This is a genomic window from Mycobacterium sp. ACS4331 (genome assembly GCF_001667265.1).
Lineage (GTDB): Bacteria > Actinomycetota > Actinomycetes > Mycobacteriales > Mycobacteriaceae > Mycobacterium.
The window spans coordinates 18,036-33,742 of the sequence record NZ_LZHW01000066.1 but is presented as its reverse complement, the minus strand read 5'-3'; the positions used below and the strand labels follow the sequence as shown (position 1 = coordinate 33,742).

The following is a 15,707-nucleotide window of genomic DNA, read 5'->3' as shown; positions in this document are numbered from 1 at the left end:
ACACCGAGTCATGGGGCGACCGTGCGGGTGGGGATCGCTGGTTCGCCGTGAGACAGCTTCAGTCCCTCCCACGGGATGCTGGTCAGACCGGCGGCGACCAGTGCTCGGGCGGTCTCGAGGTCCGCGTCGACGACGGCGCGACCCTCCCGGACCAGGGGAATCGTCAGCAGGCGCCCGGACTCGGTTCCGGCGGGGCGCTGCCCCGCCGGGAACACCACCTCCTCGGTGATGGTGCCCGTCGGTTTGCAGAGTCGCACGGCCTGTTTGGTGCCGCCCTGGGACTCCTTCTGGCTGCTGCGTTTTCGCACGGGCCGGCCGTCGACCTCGACCAGCTTGTAAACCATGTTGGCGGTCGGCGCGCCGGACCCGGTGACCAGCGCGGTGCCCACGCCGTAGATGTCGACGGGTTCGGCCCGCAGCGCCGCGATCGCGTACTCGTCGAGGTCGCCGGACACCACGATGCGCGTGCCGGTGGCGCCGAGGTCGTCCAGTTGGCGGCGGGCCTGCCGGGCCAGCACCCCGAGGTCGCCCGAGTCGATGCGCACCGCGCCCAACGCCGTACCCGCGGCGGCCACGGCGTTGGCGATGCCGGTGGTCACGTCGTAGGTGTCGACCAGCAGCGTGGTGCCCACGCCGAGGGCGCCGACCTGGGCGCGGAAGGCCGCCGGTTCGTCGGGTCCGTCCGCACCGGTGTAGAGCATGGTGAAGGCGTGCGCGCTGGTGCCGAGCGCGGGGACACCGAACCTGCGACTGGCCTCAAGGTTGGAGGTGCCCGCGAAGCCCGCGATGTAGGCCGCGCGGGCCGCGGCCACCGCGGCCTGCTCGTGCGTGCGACGCGAACCCATCTCGATCAGCGTTCGCTTCTGCGCGGCGCTGACCATGCGGGCCGCCGCCGAGGCGATCGCGGTGTCATGGTTGAAGATCGACAGGGCCAACGTCTCCAGCAGCACGCACTCGGCGAACGTGCCGCGCACCGTGAGCACCGGCGAGTGGGGGAAGTACAGATCGCCCTCGGCGTAGCCGTCGATGTCACCCCGGAATGAGAAGTCGCGCAGGAAGTCCAACGTGGTCGCGTCGCAGAAGTCGGCGACGGCGGCCAGTGCGGTGTCATCGAATCTGAAGTGGGGCAGTGCTTCCAGCAGCCGCCCGGTGCCCGCGACAACACCGAAACGCCGACCATCGGGCAGCCGGCGGGCGAACAGTTCGAAGGTGGCCTGACGCCACGCGGTGCCGTCGCGCAGCGCCGCGGACAGCATCGTCAGCTCGTACTTGTCGGTCAGCAGCGCCACCGTCACACCGAGCTACGTTAGTCGAGTCGGCTCGGTGCCCGCCGACGGCGCGGCGCGGTCGCTCCTCTCGGCGGATTCGGGCCGCGGATACCGCGGCGGTATCCTGTCTCGCATGGCTGCGTCAGCACCGACCAAGCCGGGGGCGGCTGGGCAACAGCAGGTCGACACCGTCGAGTCGACTGAACGACCGTGGGTGACCATCGTCTGGGATGACCCGGTCAACCTGATGAACTACGTCACCTATATCTTCCAGAAGCTGTTCGGCTACTCCGAGCCCAAGGCCACCGAGTTGATGCTGCAGGTGCATCACGAGGGCAAGGCGGTGGTGTCTTCGGGCACGCGGGAGTCCATGGAGGTCGACGTCACCAAGCTGCATGCCGCCGGTCTGTGGGCCACCATGCAGCAGGACCGCTGACCGCGGCGTAGAAGAAAGGTCCCAGGGAGCGCGTGCGCAAGTGGAAGCGGGTGGAGACTGATCAGGGCCCGCGGTTCCGGTCAACGCTGGCTCCTCACGAGGCCGCGCTGCTGCGCAATCTGGTCTCGTCGGTGGTGGGCATGCTCGACGACCGGGCGGCGTCCTCACCCGCCGACGAACTCGAACAGATCACCGGCATGCGCACGGGCAACGCCACACCGCCCGACGACGCCACGATGGCTCGCCTGCTGCCCGACTTCTTCCGTCAGCAGCGTGAGCATCCCGCCGGCTCGGCGGTCGCCGAAAGCCTCAACGCGGCCCTGCGCAGCCTTCACGAACCCGAGATCATCGACGCTAAACGCGAAGCGGCGCAACAACTTCTGGATTCATGTCCGGCGGACGGCGGCCGTTTTGAGCTCACCGAGGAACAGGCGGGATCCTGGATCGCCGCGGTCAACGATGTGCGCCTGTCGCTCGGCGTCATGCTCCAGATCGGTCCCGACGGCCCCGATCGGCTGCCGTCGGATCACCCGATGGCGGGACATCTCGATGTGTATCAATGGTTGACGGTGCTCCAGGAGTACCTGGTGCTTGCGCTGATGGGACAGAGGTGGCGATGACGGGTTCAATCACTGACGTGGCTGGGATCCTGGTCGGCCAGCATCACCGGATCGACCCGGACGCCACTCTCGGATCGGGGTGGGCCGCCGGCAGCACCGTGGTGATCGCACCGCCGGGCACGATCGGCGCAGTCGACGTCCGCGGCGGCGCCCCGGGCACTCGCGAGACCGATCTGCTGGACCCGGCCAACAGCGTCCGCTACGTCGACGCCGTGGTGCTCACCGGCGGCAGCGCCTACGGACTGGCCGTCGCCGACGGAGTGATGAGGTGGCTCGAGGAGAACGGGCGCGGGGTCGCGATGCCCGGCGGCCTGGTGCCGATCGTCCCGGCCGCCGTGATCTTCGACCTGCCTGTCGGCGGCTGGGGCTGCCGCCCCGACGCTGAGTTCGGCTACCGGGCCGCTGCCGCCGCGGGAACGGAGGTGGCCATGGGCACCGTCGGCGCCGGCGCCGGGGCGCGCGCCGGGGTTCTCAAGGGCGGTCTGGGTACCGCGTCCACCACCCTCGACAACGGCGTGACGGTCGGCGCGATCGTCGCGGTGAACAGCGCGGGCAACGTCATCGATCCGGCCACCGGACTGCCGTGGATGGCGCACCTGATCAAGTCACTGGGGCTGCAGCCCCCGCTGGCATGCGAGGTCGAGGCACTGACCACGCTCGACAGGGAGAACAGCCCCTTGAACACCACCATCGCGGTGGTCGCGACCGACGCCGTCCTGAGCCCAGCCGCATGCCAGCGCCTCGCCGTCGCCGCCCACGACGGGCTGGCCCACACCATCCGTCCCGCCCACACCCCCATCGACGGGGACACGGTCTTCACCCTGGCCACCGGCGCGGTGGAGGTGCCCCCCGACGCCGACATCCCGGCGTCGATGTCACCTGAGACCAAGCTGGTGGCCACGCTCGGGGCGGCCGCCGCCGACGTCCTGGCCAGCGCAGTCCTGGCCGGTGTGCTGGCCGCCGAGTCGATCGCCGGAATACCGGCCTACCGTGACATGTTGCCGACTGCGTTCGTCGGCGCCGCAGAAAGTGAGTGAACAGACGTGCTGGTTATTCGTGCTGACCTGGTTGACGCGATGGTCGCGCACGCGAGGGCCGACCATCCCGACGAGGCCTGTGGCGTACTCGCCGGGCCGGACGGCTCCGACCGTCCCGAACGATTCATCCCGATGGTCAACGCCGAACGGTCGCCGACGTTCTACCGCTTCGACTCCGGCGAGCAGTTGAAGGTGTGGCGCGCCATGGACGACGCCGACGAGGTTCCGGTGGTCATCTACCACTCGCACACCGCGACCGAGGCCTATCCCAGCCGCACCGACATCCTGTATGCGTCCGAACCCGACGCCCACTACGTGCTGGTGTCCACGCGTGACCCCGAACAGCATGAACTCCGCAGTTACCGCATCCTGGACGGCGTCGTCACCGAGGAACCCGTCAAAATTGTGGCGCAGTACTGAACCGAATCGCCGGTGAGATTTCCATCAGAGCAACAACAGAGAGAGTCGAAGAGATCATGAGTGTCACCGTTTCGATACCCACCATCCTGCGCCCGCACACCGGTGGCGAGAAGCGCGTCACGGCCGAGGGAGCCACCCTGGCCGAGGTGATCTCCAACCTGGAATCCAACTACGCCGGCATCTCGGAGCGGCTGATCGACGCGGGCAAGCTGCACCGCTTCGTCAACATCTACGTCAACGACGAGGACGTCCGCTTCTCCGGCGGTCTGGACACCCAGGTCTCCGACGGTGACTCGGTGACCATTCTTCCCGCAGTCGCCGGAGGCTGAGCTTGACCCGCTACAACTCGCTGTTGGAGGCCCTGGGGCACACACCGCTCGTGGGACTGCAACGACTCTCGCCCCGCTGGGACGACGGAGCCGACGGCCCGCACGTGCGGTTGTGGGCGAAGCTGGAGGACCGCAACCCCACGGGCTCGATCAAGGACCGTCCGGCGCTGCGGATGATCGAACAGGCGGAGCGTGACGGCCTGATCAAGCCCGGCGACACGATCCTCGAGCCCACCAGCGGCAACACGGGAATCTCGCTGGCCATGGCGTCCCAGCTCAAGGGCTACCGGCTGATCTGCGTGATGCCGGAGAACACCTCGGTCGAGCGCACCCAGGTGCTCGAACTCTACGGCGCCCAGATCATCTTCAGCCCGGCCGAAGGCGGGTCGAACACCGCCGTCGCCAAGGCCAAGGAACTCGCCGCCGAGCACCCCGACTGGGTGATGCTCTACCAGTACGGCAACCCGGCGAACTCCGACGCGCACTACTACGGCACCGGCCCGGAGATCCTGGCCGATCTGCCGGAGATCACGCACTTCGTCGCGGGCCTCGGTACGACGGGCACCCTCATGGGCACCGGTCGGTTCCTGCGGGAGCACGTCCCGGGCGTGCAGATCGTCGCCGCCGAGCCCCGCTACGGCGAGGGCGTGTACGCGCTGCGCAACATCGATGAGGGATTCGTGCCCGAACTGTACGACCCCGAGGTGCTGACCACGCGGTACTCGGTCGGTTCCTTCGACGCGGTCCGCCGCACCCGCGAGCTGGTGAAGCAGGAGGGCATCTTCGCCGGGATCTCGACCGGGGCCATCCTGCACGCGGCACTCGGGATGGGCGCCAAGGCCCTCAAAGCCGGTGAGCGCGCCGACATCGCGTTCGTCGTCGCCGACGCCGGATGGAAGTATCTGTCGACCGGTGCGTACGCCGGTAGCCTGGATGACGCCGAAGACGCGCTGGAAGGCCAGCTGTGGGCATGAGCCGAGGCGACGATTCGGCGCGAATCGCCGACTGAGGAGCGAGCATCAGGTCATGAACAGCACCACAGGCTTCCCGGCGCCGCAGAAGCCGGAGAAGAAGCCGGCGTGGAAGGTCGGAGGCGCGACCATCCTCGCCTTCGTGGCGCTGCTCTACGCGATCGAACTCATCGACCAGCTCTTCGGCCACCGTCTCGACGCCAACGGCATTCGGCCCATGGAGACCGACGGGTTGTGGGGCATCATCTTCGCCCCGCTGCTGCACGCCAACTGGGCGCATCTGATGGCCAACACGGTCCCGGCCCTCGTGCTGGGCTTCCTGATGACGCTGGCCGGCATGGGCAGGTTCATCTACGCGACGGCGATCATCTGGATCCTCGGCGGATTCGGCACCTGGGTGATCGGCAATCTGGGTGCGTGCGGCGGCATCGCCACCAACCACATCGGCGCATCGGGGCTGATCTTCGGATGGTTGGCGTTTCTGATGGTCTTCGGCTGGTTCACCCGCAAGGCCTGGGAGATCGTCGTCGGCGTGGTGGTCCTGATCTTCTACGGTGGCATTCTCTGGGGGGCCATCCCGGAGTTGGACCGCTGCAATGGCGTCTCGTGGCAGGGGCACCTCTGTGGCGCGGTCGCAGGCGTCCTCGCGGCGTATCTGCTGTCCGGCCCCGAGCGCCGCGCCCGCCAGCAACGCAGGCTCCCTGGGGCACAACCGCCGTACCTGACGTCATGACGGGCCCGTCCGTGGACCGCTCGGGTCCGGTCGGCGTGTTCGACTCCGGTGTGGGTGGGCTGACGGTCGCCCGAGCGATCATCGATCAACTGCCCGACGAGAACATGATCTACGTCGGGGACACCGGCAACGGCCCCTACGGTCCGCTGCCTCTGGCCCAGATCCGTTCGCATGCGCTGACCATCATGGACGATCTGGTCGACCGCGGTGTCAAGGCATTGGTGATCGCCTGCAACACGGCGTCGTCGGCGTGCCTGCGCGACGCGCGCGAACGCTACGACGTCCCCGTCGTCGAGGTCATCCTGCCGGCCGTACGGCGCGCAGTCGCGGCGACGCGCAACGGTCGCATCGGCGTGATCGGCACGCAGGCGACCATCACCTCGCGGGCCTATCAGGACGCGTTCGCGGCGGCGCGGGACACCGAGATCGCGGCGGTCGCCTGCCCGCGGTTCGTCGACTTCGTCGAGCGCGGGGTCACCAGCGGACGTCAGGTGCTCGGGTTGGCCGAGGCGTACCTGGAGCCGCTGCAGCGCGCCGGGGTGGACACGCTGGTGCTGGGCTGCACCCACTACCCGCTGCTGTCCGGACTGATCCAGCTGGCGATGGGTGACCACGTCACGCTGGTGTCGAGCGCCGAGGAGACCGCCAAGGACCTGCTCCGGGTGCTCACCGAACGAGATCTGCTGCACCCGCACCCCGACGGGGCCCACACCGGGGCCACGCACGTGTTCGAGGCGACGGGGGATCCGGAGGCGTTCACGGCCCTGGCGGCGCGCTTCCTCGGGCCCGTCATCACGGGAGTCGCGAGAGTGCGGCGTCACGCCGGGACCGCGCCATGATCCTCCTCGCGCAAAGTGGTGATGTTTTCGTCCAACCCGAACCGGGCATGGCAAGCTAATGGCTGTGCGGATCACGGTGCTGGGGTGCTCGGGGAGCGTAGGTGGCCCCGATTCGCCGGCGTCGGGGTATCTCCTCAACGCGCCGGACACACCGCCGTTGGTGATCGACTTCGGCGGCGGCGTCCTTGGTGAACTCCAGCGCTACGCCGACCCCGGTGCTGTGAGTGTGCTGCTCAGCCACCTGCATGCCGATCATTGCCTCGATCTTCCGGGCCTGTTCGTCTGGCGGCGGTACCACCCGAATCCACCCGAGGGTAAGGCGCTGATGTTCGGGCCCAGCGACACCTGGTCGCGGCTGGCCGCGGCGAGCTCCCCGCAGGGTGGCGAACTCGACGACTTCAACGACATCTTCGACATTCGGCACTGGATCGACGGCCGCAGCGAACGCTTCGGCGCACTGGAGGTACTGCCGCGCCTGGTGTCGCATCCGACCGAGTCCTACGGGATGCGGTTCACTGATCCGTCCGGCGCGGTCCTGGTCTACAGCGGCGACACCGGCGTGTGTGACTCGGTGGTCGAGTTGGCGCGCGATGCGGATGTGTTCCTGTGCGAGGCGTCGTGGACGCATGACCCGGACAACCGGCCTCCGCACGTGCATCTGTCCGGCGCCGAGGCCGGGCAGGTCGCGGCCAAGGCCAACGTGCGTGAGCTCCTGTTGACGCACATTCCGCCGTGGACATCGCGTGAGGACGTGATCCGCGAGGCGAAAGCCGAATTCGACGGACCGGTGCGCGCCGTGGTCTGCGGAGAGACGTTCGAGGTCCGCCGCTCCTCCTGATCGGCGGCTCGTGCCTCGGCCCGCCTTGGCCCTATCGCGGGGCTCCTCAGCGGGGCTCGTGCCTCGCCCCGCTAGGGTTAACCACGTGTCTCTTCGCGAAGACGGTCGTGCCGATGACGAGCTCCGACCGGTAACCATCACCCGCGGCTTCACCTCGCATCCAGCCGGTTCGGTGCTGGTGGAGTTCGGCCAGACCCGCGTCATGTGCACGGCCTCGGTGACCGAGGGTGTGCCGCGTTGGCGGAAGGGCTCTGGACTCGGATGGCTGACCGCCGAGTACGCCATGCTTCCCGCCGCCACCCACAGCCGGTCCGACCGGGAATCGGTCAAGGGCCGGGTCGGCGGCCGCACGCAGGAGATCAGCCGCCTGGTCGGACGCTCACTGCGCGCCTGCATCGACCTTCGCGCGCTGGGGGAGAACACCATCGCGATCGACTGCGATGTGCTGCAGGCCGACGGCGGCACCCGCACGGCCGCCATCACCGGCGCCTACGTGGCGCTCGCCGACGCCGTGACCTACCTCGGGGCGTTGGGCAAGCTCTCAGATCCACGGCCGCTGTCCTGTGCCATCGCGGCCGTCAGCGTGGGTGTGGTCGACGGCCGAGTGCGCGTAGACCTGCCCTACGAAGAGGATTCGCGCGCCGAGGTCGACATGAACGTCGTCGCGACCGACACCGGGACCCTCGTGGAGATTCAGGGCACGGGCGAGGGTGCCACCTTCCCGCGCTCGACGCTGGACAAGATGCTCGACGCCGCCTTGGCGTCCTGCGAGCAGTTGTTCGCGATCCAGACCGCCGCCCTTGAAGCCCCCTATCCCGGTGGGCTTCCCGACGGACCGGCGCCCAAGAAAGCCTTCGGCAGCTGACCACGGTTCTGGTCGCCAGCCGCAACGCCAAGAAGCTGGCCGAACTGCGCCGCGTGCTCGACGCTGCGGGTGTCGTCGGTCTCGAACTCGTGTCACTGGCCGACGTCGAGCCGTACGACGAGGCGCCCGAGACCGGCGCGACCTTCGAGGAGAACGCGCTGGCCAAAGCGCGCGACGGCTATGCCGCCACGGGATTGCCCTGCGTGGCAGACGATTCCGGTCTCACCGTGGACGCGCTCAACGGCATGCCGGGGGTGTTGTCGGCGCGCTGGTCGGGCACCCACGGTGACGACGACGCGAACAACCGCCTGCTTCTGGCGCAACTGCGTGACGTCCCCGAGGCTCGCCGGGGCGCGGCCTTCGTGTCGGCCTGCGCCCTGGTCGGCGGACACGGTGAGCATGTCGTGCGGGGGGAGTGGCCGGGGTCCATCGCCGAGGCGCCCCGCGGCGCCGGCGGTTTCGGATACGACCCGATCTTCATGCCGACGGGGTCCACGCGGTCGGCGGCCGAACTGACGCCGGCCGAGAAGGATGCGGCCTCGCACCGCGGTCGGGCGCTGGCGCTGCTGGTTCCGGCTCTGCGCGCTCTGGTGTAGTCACCCGGGGACCGTCCCCCAATTTGAGTAGCTGTGCTAAGTGTGTACGCTGGCCCGTCATGGGCGGACGGCAGGTGAACTCGCGTCCCGAGGCCCCGTCCAGCCACTCCCGGCTTCTCGTGCTGGTGCTGTGCGCGGCCGGCGTCAGCGTCTCGCTGATGCAGACGCTTCTCATCCCGATCATCCCCGAGCTGCCCAAGCTGTTGGACACCGGCGCGTCGAACGCGTCGTGGGCCATCACGGCCACGCTGTTGACCGCCGCGGTGGCCACCCCGGTGTTCGGTCGACTCGGCGACATGTACGGCCCCAAGCCCGTCCTCATCAGCTGCGCGGTGCTCCTGACGCTGGGTTCCCTGCTGGCCGCAGTCTCCACGTCGCTGCTGCCGCTGATCGTCGGGCGCGGCCTGCAGGGCTTCGGCATTCCGATCATCCCGCTGGGCATCAGTGTGATGCGCTCCTGTGTGCCGCCCGAAAGAGTGGGCAGCGCAATGGGAATGATGAGCGCGTCGCTGGGAGTCGGCGGAGCCCTGGGCTTGCCGCTGGCGGCGCTGATCGCCCAGAACTTCGACTGGCACGCACTGTTCTGGTTCGGTACCGGCCTGGGCATCGCGGCGTTGCTGGCGTTCGTGTTCCTCGTCCCGCACCTGCCGCCGCGCTCCAACGATCGATTCGACCCCGTGGGCACGGTGCTGCTGGCGGTGGCGCTGGTGACCCTGCTGCTGCCGATCTCCAAGGGGGGGATCTGGGGCTGGACGTCGGTGATGACGTTGGTCCTGTTCGGTTGTTCGGCCGTCACGTTCGGGGTGTTCGCGTTCTGGCAACTTCGGGTGTCGTCGCCGATCGTGGACCTGCGCACGACCGTTCGGCGTCCGGTGCTCACCACGAACCTGGCCTCGATCGCCGTCGCGTTCGCGATGTTCGCGATGTCGTTGGTGTCGCCGCAGGTGCTGGAACTGCCCCCCAGCACGGGCTACGGGCTGGGGCAGTCCATGGTCCAGACCGGGCTGTGGCTGGCGCCCGGCGGTGTGGCAATGATGCTGACGTCCCCGGTGGCCGCACGGGTCGCGGCGCGGCGCGGCTACAAGTTCACGCTGGTGACAGGGTGTCTGATCATCGCGGCGGCGTATCTGATGGGCCTGAAGCTGCTGGCCACAGCGCCGGGCATAATGACCCTGAACTTCCTGGTCGCGGTCGGTGTCGGGTTTGCGTTCGCGTCCATGCCGGCCCTGATCAACGCCGCGGTGCCGATGTCGGAGACGGCGGCAGCCAACGGCATCAACTCGCTGGCGCGCTCGTTCGGGACGTCGGTCGCGAGCGCGGTGATCGGTGCCGTGCTGGCGGGGATGTCGGTGACGGTCGCCGGACACCAGGCGCCGACGCTGGTGGGCATCCAGGTTGCGCTGCTGATCGCGGCCGGTGCGGCCGTGGTCGCCGCGGGGCTGACGCTGTTGATCCCGACGGACAGGCCGGCCGAGGTCGAGCCCGCTCCCGAGCCGGTGGCGACCGTCAGAGGTTGAACTGCTCCTTGAGTTTCCTGGTCTGGAAATGCTCGACGATCACGCCGAGCAGCGGGATCGTCCCCGCCAGCAGGATGCCGATCGTCTTGCCGATGGGCCAGCGCACCTTCACCGCGAGGTTCGCGGTGAAGAGCAGGTAGACGAAGTAGACCCAGCCGTGGATCGGAGCGATCAGATCCATCCAGCCCGGGAGATCCTCGACCTTGACGATGTACTTGACCACCATCTCGTAGGTCAGGGCGATCAGCCAGATGCCCGTCGCCCAGGCCATGATCCGATAGCCCTTCAACGCCTTCCTGATGGCGTCGATCGGTGCGGCACCGGCCGGAATCTCGGACGTGTCGGGCGTGGTCATGCTGTGGTCCTGTCCTGTTTGTCTTTGTCGGCCAGTTCGGCGAGGTAGGCGTTGTACTCCCGCAGGGCGGGGTCATCGACGTTCGTCGATGCCTTCGGGCGCTGCGGCAGCAGGTCGGGTGGGATCTCGGCGGGCTCATCCGGGTTGGCAGCCGGGGCCTCGCCGTCCTCGAGCCGGACGAACTTACGGTAGGCGTACACGCAGAAGCCGGCGAAGAACGGCCACTGCAGCGCGTAACCCAGGTTCTGGAAGGTGCCGCCTGCTGCTTCGTAGCGGGTCCATTGCCACCAGCCGAGCGCCAGACAGCCACCGGCCGCGACGATCACCAGCGTGATCAACGCCCATCTCCGACGGTGTGTAGTGGACACCCCTCGAAGGTACCGCCCAACAGCGCCCAAGCTGGAATCCGAGTGACCCAGGCAACCAGCGGCGGGCTCTCGGTCGGCGAACCCCTCCCGTCGGGCAGGGGTGCCCCGCGGTCCCCGTGCGGAGTGCTCAGAGACGTTCGATCTCGATGCTCGGGGACAGGACGTTAGAATCGGCACCAATGCGGGCGTGGCGTAACTGGCAGCCGCGCGGTCTTTAGGTGTCCGTGCTCGTAAGAGCGTGGGGGTTCGAGTCCCTCCGCCCGCACTTCTCAGGGGGCGTGCCGTCCCGCGCGGGATCGGCCATCCGTGCGACCGCATTCCCCGGCCGGACGGATCGTCCCAGCCCAGTCAGCGTCGCGGACCCGCCTGCGGCAGAAGAGCCAACGCGGCGATGTGCCCCTGCACCGGGGCAGCGTCGGGATAGCCGGCGCGGACGAACCTCACCGCCTTGAGCAGCGGCTTCACGGCGCTTTTCACCATCGGAGACATCAGACCGGAGACTCCTTCGCGACGGCCCGATAGCCCCGGGCACCAGCACGGTCGACGGCGGCCTTCACCAGCCCGAACACCAAACCCTGCAGCGCTGCGCCGGACAGCGCCTTGGCTCCCGAGCGATTGAGATCCTTGGGGTCAGGCGGAGGCTCCTGGGTGTCGTCGATGCGTTTCCACACCTGGGTGAACAGCGCGCCGGCGAGCAGGCCGCCGCCGACACTCGTGGCCAATGACAGCGGCAGGTAGAGAAGTTTCGATGTTCGGCTCACCAGAACCCCCTTTGACGGCGCGCGATGTTGCGTCGGGAGTACCCCGAAACGCGCGCTTCACACCGAAGAAAGGACGGGTGTGCACCCGTGGTCACCAGGGTGGAGGAGCCGTCCCGGGTCTGCGCTGCAAGCAGCCAGGACGTTATGAAGCCGATTCGGTTCCGTTGCGCTGGGCCCGGAGACGCAGGTGTGGGCCGACCTCACGAGAGATCGGGCCCCACTGCTCTGGTCTGTTACTGGTTGGCCTTCTGCCGTTGCTCGGCGACGCCGGCGGCGCCGCGTGCGCTCTCGGCCTCGGCCTCCTTCTGGGCGGCATCACGCTGCGCGTCGGCCTTGTCCTGCTGGGCCTTGCCCTCTTCAGTCAGGTCATCGCGCCCTGTGACGGTGCCGATGGCTTCCTTGGCCTTGCCCTTGACGCCTTCGACGACGCCCTTGATGCCTTCTTCGGGACCGCTGTTCTTCTCAGTCATAGCGTCCTCTCACGCTTGTATCTGATGGATTTCAGCGGGCCATTGCTTGACCCACCCTGAGTCGGGTTCCCGGACCGCGCGCCGCCAAACCGTCTTCGTGGGTGTGAGAGAGCCGACAGCATCGATGACGGCTTCATGACGTCGGAGATCACGATCATCTAAGAGCTCAACGACTTTTCTAAAGGGACGGCCGGGATCTGGCCGGATTCTCAACTATCTGACGCTGATTGAGGCTCATGTCACCTCCTGTCCCTGTAACGTCCGGCCGTTTCGGCTCTGCGCGAAATCGCGGATCGAAATCATCCGAAATCGCTTGCGTACTTTGGTTTTCAGGACGGGGGACAAGAAGTACCGCAACACATGTGAGAGAAGAGATGATGATGAAATCCCATGGTGTCACCACGCGTCGCCGGGTCGTCGGCATCGCGGCAGGCTGTGTGCTCGGGGGAGCCGTCGCCGCCACCGTCGCTGCTCCTGCAGCGGTCGCTGCGCCCGACTGCAGTCCCGCCGGCATTGCGGGAACCGTGAGTTCGGTGACCGGATCCGCACAGGCTTACCTGAACGCCCATCCCGGTGCCAACCAGGCGGTGACGGCGGCATACAACCAACCGCGCGCCGCGGCCTCGCAGAATCTGCGCAGCTACTTCACGTCGAACCCCGGCGAATACCACGACCTGCGTGGCATTCTCGCGCCGATCGGGGAGACGCAGCGGCAGTGCAACGTGACGGTTCTTCCGCCGGAGCTGGCGTCGGCCTACTCCGAGTTCATGGCGGGCTGACCAGCCTGACGGCGGAACGGGTCGGTCGCGCCATCGGACCCGGCCGACCCGTCGCCCGCCCAGTCCCGCAGTGCCACTGGGTGACTGGGCAGGTTTGATCCTCGGCGCGGGTGGGCAGCCTGCGTGGGACGCCCGCTGCCAGCGGGCGAGAGAAACCGGCCGAATGAGGGAGATGCCATGGCAGACCGGAACAGCGGGCCCGCCGAAGCCGTCAAGGGCGTTGTCGAGGGCGTGAAGGGGAAGGCCAAGGAGGTCGTGGGGGCCGTCGCCGGCCGCGACGACCTGCAGCGTGAGGGCCAAGCCCAGCAGGACAAGGCCGATGCACAGCGCGAGGCCGCCCAGAAGGAGGCTGAGGCCGAGAGCGCACGCGCGGCCGCCAAGACCAACGAGGCTCGGCAGCGCGCCGAACAGGACTCCTGACGTCTGCAGCGATGTCTGCAGTGATGCCCGGCGCCGCGTGGCGACGCCGGGCATCACTGCGTCGCCATAGGGCGGTTTCGCCGGGCCTGCCGCTGGGCATCCACTCTCACAGGCACCTGATGATGATCTGGAGGTGACGGCGATGCCGAACGCATCGATCAAGAACGAGAAGTTGTACGAGGATCTGCGAAAGCAGGGCAACTCGAAGGAGAAGTCCGCGCGCATCTCGAACGCCGCCGCGGCCCGCGGCAAGTCCTCCGTCGGCCGCAAGGGCGGCAAAGCCGGTTCCTACGACGACTGGACTGTGCCGGAACTGAAGAAGCGAGCCAGAGAATTGGGCATGTCCGGATACTCGGGACTGACCAAGAGCAAGCTGGTGGACAAGCTTCGTAACCACTGACGACAATGAGCCGTCGGCGTGGGCCCCTGTCCACGCGGTTGTACGACAATGGTCTGCTGATCGCGTGCCTGCTGCTGTTCACGGTGTTCTTCGGCGGCATGGTGATCGCCGGTCACGCGACCTACGACGAACATCAGCAGCAGCACGGCGGTGCCTCCGTATCGATATTCGACTATGTGCGCACAGGCGATTTCGTCGAGGCCACCTTTGAGAACTGGGAGTCCGAGTTCCTCCAGATGGGCATGTACGTCGTGCTCACGGCCTTTCTGTACCAGAGGGGTTCGTCGGAGTCCAAACCGGTGGGCCGCGATGCACCGCAGGACGCCGACCCGCGCGCGGCACGCCTGACGCCCTCCACGCCGTGGCCGGTGCGCCGGGGTGGCTGGGTGCTCAGCGCCTACGAAAACTCCCTCGCCTCAGCATTCTTCGTGTTGTTCTTCGCCTCGTGGGGCCTGCACGCGGTCGGCGGTGCGTCCGCGTACAACGCGGAGCGGCTCGACCATGGGCAGGCCGCGATCTCGGTGTGGCGGTATCTGACAACGTCGCAGTTCTGGTTCGAATCGATGCAGAACTGGCAGAGTGAGTTCATCGCCGTGGCCGCCATCGTCGGATTCTCGATCTTCCTGCGCCAACGCGGATCCGCGGAGTCCAAGCCTGTCGCCGACGCCCATCATGACACGAGTGCATGACGTGCGGGCGGGGTCGGTTTGGTGGCCTGACCCCACGGGTAGGCAACTCCGATGCCGGTCAATTCCCCACCCCTGCGGGCCGTCGCGCTGGTCTGCACGTTGAAACCCGGGCCAGACGCCTCGAGCAGTCAACTCATTGCCGAGCACGTCTTTGAGACGCTCGAGACCCGCAACGTCGCCTGCCAGACGATCCGATGCGTGGACTACACCATCTCACCAGGGGTGGAGACCGATATGGGCGGTGACGATCAGTGGCCCCAAATCCGTTCCCAGGTGCTGGAATCGGACATCCTCGTGCTCAGTACTCCGGTCTGGTTGGGGCACCCGTCCAGCGTGGCCCAGCGGGTGCTGGAACGTCTCGACGCAGAACTGTCCAACGCCGACGACGAGGGGCGCCCGGCGTTGGCGGGAAAGGTTGCGATTGTCAGTGTCGTGGGCAACGAGGACGGTGCGCACAAGGTTGTCGCCGATGTGTTCCAGGCGCTCAACGACGTGGGGTACAGCATCCCCGCACAGGGGTGCACCTACTGGAACGGGCCTGCGATGGAGTCAACGGACTACAGGGAACTCGAGCAGGTCCCCGAGTCGGTCGCCTCCGCCACCGCCGCCGCGGCCCGTAATGCCGCGCATCTGGCCCGCCAGCTGAAATCGGCGCCGTATCCGCCCTACCGCTGAGGAGGAATCATGGGTGAAAGTTATCCAGATCCCGTCGACCATGTGCGCACCACCCGCCCGCACGCGGGTGAGACATTCAAGAATGGCGCGAACGCGCCCGGGTTGATCTCCGGTGCGATTGCGGTCGTGGCGTTGGTGGCGGGTCTTTTCGCCTTCGCCGCCGGACACGCGACGGTGGGCAGTGTCTGTGTGGCGATCGCCGCCATCCTCGGGGTGGGGGCCGGTGTGTGGTTGTTCCTCAGTCACCGTAGAGTTCGTGCCGCCGAACGTGATTGGCTCGCCGAGCATCCTGAGGTCCCGGCCCAGCCGCCGTCGAGCTGA

At 67.7% G+C, this 15,707-nt stretch carries 24 protein-coding genes and 1 tRNA gene; 19 read left to right on the top strand and 6 right to left on the bottom strand.

Annotation, left to right across the window (positions count from 1 at the left end):
- Window positions 1-8 precede the first annotated feature (8 nt).
- Window positions 9-1,295: a nicotinate phosphoribosyltransferase gene (locus tag A5727_RS15715; protein WP_082949835.1), complete on the bottom strand. Its 1,287-nt coding sequence runs from the start codon at window positions 1,293-1,295 to the stop codon at window positions 9-11.
- A 106-nt stretch (window positions 1,296-1,401) separates the two neighbouring features.
- Here A5727_RS15715 and clpS point away from each other — a divergent pair, with 106 nt between their 5' ends.
- From clpS to A5727_RS15655, 12 genes are all read left to right on the top strand, one after another.
- Window positions 1,402-1,704 (top strand): ATP-dependent Clp protease adapter ClpS, encoded by a 303-nt coding sequence (gene clpS, locus A5727_RS15710; RefSeq protein ID WP_068251182.1) that lies wholly within the window; start codon window positions 1,402-1,404, stop codon window positions 1,702-1,704.
- Between the two features lie 32 nt (window positions 1,705-1,736).
- Window positions 1,737-2,324, top strand: a complete 588-nt coding sequence (gene aosR, locus A5727_RS15705; protein WP_068251108.1) for an oxidative stress transcriptional regulator AosR — start codon at window positions 1,737-1,739, stop codon at window positions 2,322-2,324.
- Entirely contained in the window at window positions 2,321-3,361 is a 1,041-nt protein-coding gene (locus A5727_RS15700) for a P1 family peptidase (protein ID WP_068251179.1), read from the top strand. The genes aosR and A5727_RS15700 overlap by 4 nt, the downstream gene beginning before the upstream one ends.
- Window positions 3,362-3,367: 6 nt before the next feature.
- Window positions 3,368-3,781 carry a M67 family metallopeptidase gene (locus A5727_RS15695; RefSeq protein WP_068251105.1) on the top strand — a complete coding sequence of 138 codons (414 nt, stop codon included), beginning with the start codon at window positions 3,368-3,370 and terminating at the stop codon, window positions 3,779-3,781.
- 56 nt (window positions 3,782-3,837) lie between these two features.
- Entirely contained in the window at window positions 3,838-4,110 is a 273-nt protein-coding gene (locus A5727_RS15690) for a MoaD/ThiS family protein (protein ID WP_068251102.1), read from the top strand.
- Between the two features lie 2 nt (window positions 4,111-4,112).
- The gene (locus tag A5727_RS15685) at window positions 4,113-5,084 is read left to right on the top strand and encodes a cysteine synthase (RefSeq protein WP_068251096.1); all 972 of its coding nucleotides are present in this window, start codon (window positions 4,113-4,115) and stop codon (window positions 5,082-5,084) included.
- 52 nt (window positions 5,085-5,136) lie between these two features.
- Window positions 5,137-5,814, top strand: a complete 678-nt coding sequence (locus tag A5727_RS15680) for a rhomboid family intramembrane serine protease (RefSeq protein ID WP_068251093.1) — start codon at window positions 5,137-5,139, stop codon at window positions 5,812-5,814.
- Window positions 5,811-6,653 carry a glutamate racemase gene (gene murI / locus A5727_RS15675; protein WP_068251090.1) on the top strand — a complete coding sequence of 281 codons (843 nt, stop codon included), beginning with the start codon at window positions 5,811-5,813 and terminating at the stop codon, window positions 6,651-6,653. Before A5727_RS15680 ends, murI begins: the two co-directional genes overlap by 4 nt.
- A gap of 58 nt (window positions 6,654-6,711) precedes the next feature.
- Complete coding sequence (locus A5727_RS15670; protein WP_068251085.1) at window positions 6,712-7,491, top strand: cyclic nucleotide-degrading phosphodiesterase; 780 nt, start codon at window positions 6,712-6,714, stop codon at window positions 7,489-7,491.
- Window positions 7,492-7,576: 85 nt separating this feature from the next.
- Entirely contained in the window at window positions 7,577-8,356 is a 780-nt protein-coding gene (rph, locus tag A5727_RS15665) for a ribonuclease PH (RefSeq protein ID WP_068251082.1), read from the top strand.
- The gene (gene rdgB, locus A5727_RS15660; RefSeq protein ID WP_068251079.1) at window positions 8,353-8,952 is read left to right on the top strand and encodes an RdgB/HAM1 family non-canonical purine NTP pyrophosphatase; all 600 of its coding nucleotides are present in this window, start codon (window positions 8,353-8,355) and stop codon (window positions 8,950-8,952) included. Before rph ends, rdgB begins: the two co-directional genes overlap by 4 nt.
- 59 nt (window positions 8,953-9,011) lie before the next feature.
- Window positions 9,012-10,469, top strand: a complete 1,458-nt coding sequence (locus A5727_RS15655; protein ID WP_068251076.1) for an MFS transporter — start codon at window positions 9,012-9,014, stop codon at window positions 10,467-10,469.
- Here the strand turns inward: A5727_RS15655 and A5727_RS15650 are convergent.
- Complete coding sequence (locus A5727_RS15650) at window positions 10,459-10,824, bottom strand: DUF3817 domain-containing protein (RefSeq protein WP_068251073.1); 366 nt, start codon at window positions 10,822-10,824, stop codon at window positions 10,459-10,461. The two genes, A5727_RS15655 and A5727_RS15650, sit on opposite strands and share 11 nt — an antisense overlap.
- Window positions 10,821-11,192, bottom strand: a complete 372-nt coding sequence (locus A5727_RS15645) for a hypothetical protein (protein WP_068251070.1) — start codon at window positions 11,190-11,192, stop codon at window positions 10,821-10,823. Before A5727_RS15645 ends, A5727_RS15650 begins: the two co-directional genes overlap by 4 nt.
- 181 nt (window positions 11,193-11,373) lie before the next feature.
- Between A5727_RS15645 and A5727_RS15640 the strand changes: the two genes are divergently transcribed.
- Window positions 11,374-11,457 (top strand) — tRNA-Leu (locus A5727_RS15640).
- A gap of 83 nt (window positions 11,458-11,540) precedes the next feature.
- On the opposite strand, the gene A5727_RS27525 is transcribed toward A5727_RS15640, so the two are convergent.
- From A5727_RS27525 to mbp1 (A5727_RS15630), 3 genes are all read right to left on the bottom strand, one after another.
- Complete coding sequence (locus tag A5727_RS27525) at window positions 11,541-11,681, bottom strand: hypothetical protein (RefSeq protein WP_157521401.1); 141 nt, start codon at window positions 11,679-11,681, stop codon at window positions 11,541-11,543.
- Entirely contained in the window at window positions 11,681-11,953 is a 273-nt protein-coding gene (locus A5727_RS15635; RefSeq protein WP_068251067.1) for a DUF4235 domain-containing protein, read from the bottom strand. The genes A5727_RS27525 and A5727_RS15635 overlap by 1 nt, the downstream gene beginning before the upstream one ends.
- A gap of 233 nt (window positions 11,954-12,186) precedes the next feature.
- The gene (gene mbp1 / locus A5727_RS15630; protein ID WP_068251062.1) at window positions 12,187-12,423 is read right to left on the bottom strand and encodes a microaggregate-binding protein 1; all 237 of its coding nucleotides are present in this window, start codon (window positions 12,421-12,423) and stop codon (window positions 12,187-12,189) included.
- A gap of 380 nt (window positions 12,424-12,803) precedes the next feature.
- On the opposite strand from mbp1 (A5727_RS15630), the gene A5727_RS15625 reads away from it, so the two are divergent.
- The 6 genes from A5727_RS15625 to usfY all read left to right on the top strand — a co-directional run bounded on the left by A5727_RS15625 (window position 12,804) and on the right by usfY (window position 15,707).
- Entirely contained in the window at window positions 12,804-13,202 is a 399-nt protein-coding gene (locus A5727_RS15625; RefSeq protein WP_068251176.1) for a heme-binding protein, read from the top strand.
- Between the two features lie 177 nt (window positions 13,203-13,379).
- Complete coding sequence (gene mbp1 / locus A5727_RS15620; protein ID WP_068251059.1) at window positions 13,380-13,622, top strand: microaggregate-binding protein 1; 243 nt, start codon at window positions 13,380-13,382, stop codon at window positions 13,620-13,622.
- A gap of 142 nt (window positions 13,623-13,764) precedes the next feature.
- Window positions 13,765-14,022, top strand: a complete 258-nt coding sequence (locus A5727_RS15615; protein WP_068251057.1) for a DUF7218 family protein — start codon at window positions 13,765-13,767, stop codon at window positions 14,020-14,022.
- 5 nt (window positions 14,023-14,027) lie between these two features.
- Window positions 14,028-14,711 carry a DUF6766 family protein gene (locus A5727_RS15610; RefSeq protein ID WP_068251054.1) on the top strand — a complete coding sequence of 228 codons (684 nt, stop codon included), beginning with the start codon at window positions 14,028-14,030 and terminating at the stop codon, window positions 14,709-14,711.
- Window positions 14,712-14,762: 51 nt separating this feature from the next.
- On the top strand, window positions 14,763-15,386 hold the full coding sequence (locus A5727_RS15605; RefSeq protein ID WP_068251051.1) for a flavodoxin family protein: 624 nt from the start codon (window positions 14,763-14,765) through the stop codon (window positions 15,384-15,386).
- Window positions 15,387-15,395: 9 nt separating this feature from the next.
- A complete protein-coding gene (gene usfY / locus A5727_RS15600; protein ID WP_068251046.1) occupies window positions 15,396-15,707 on the top strand; it encodes a protein UsfY in 312 nt (103 codons plus the stop codon).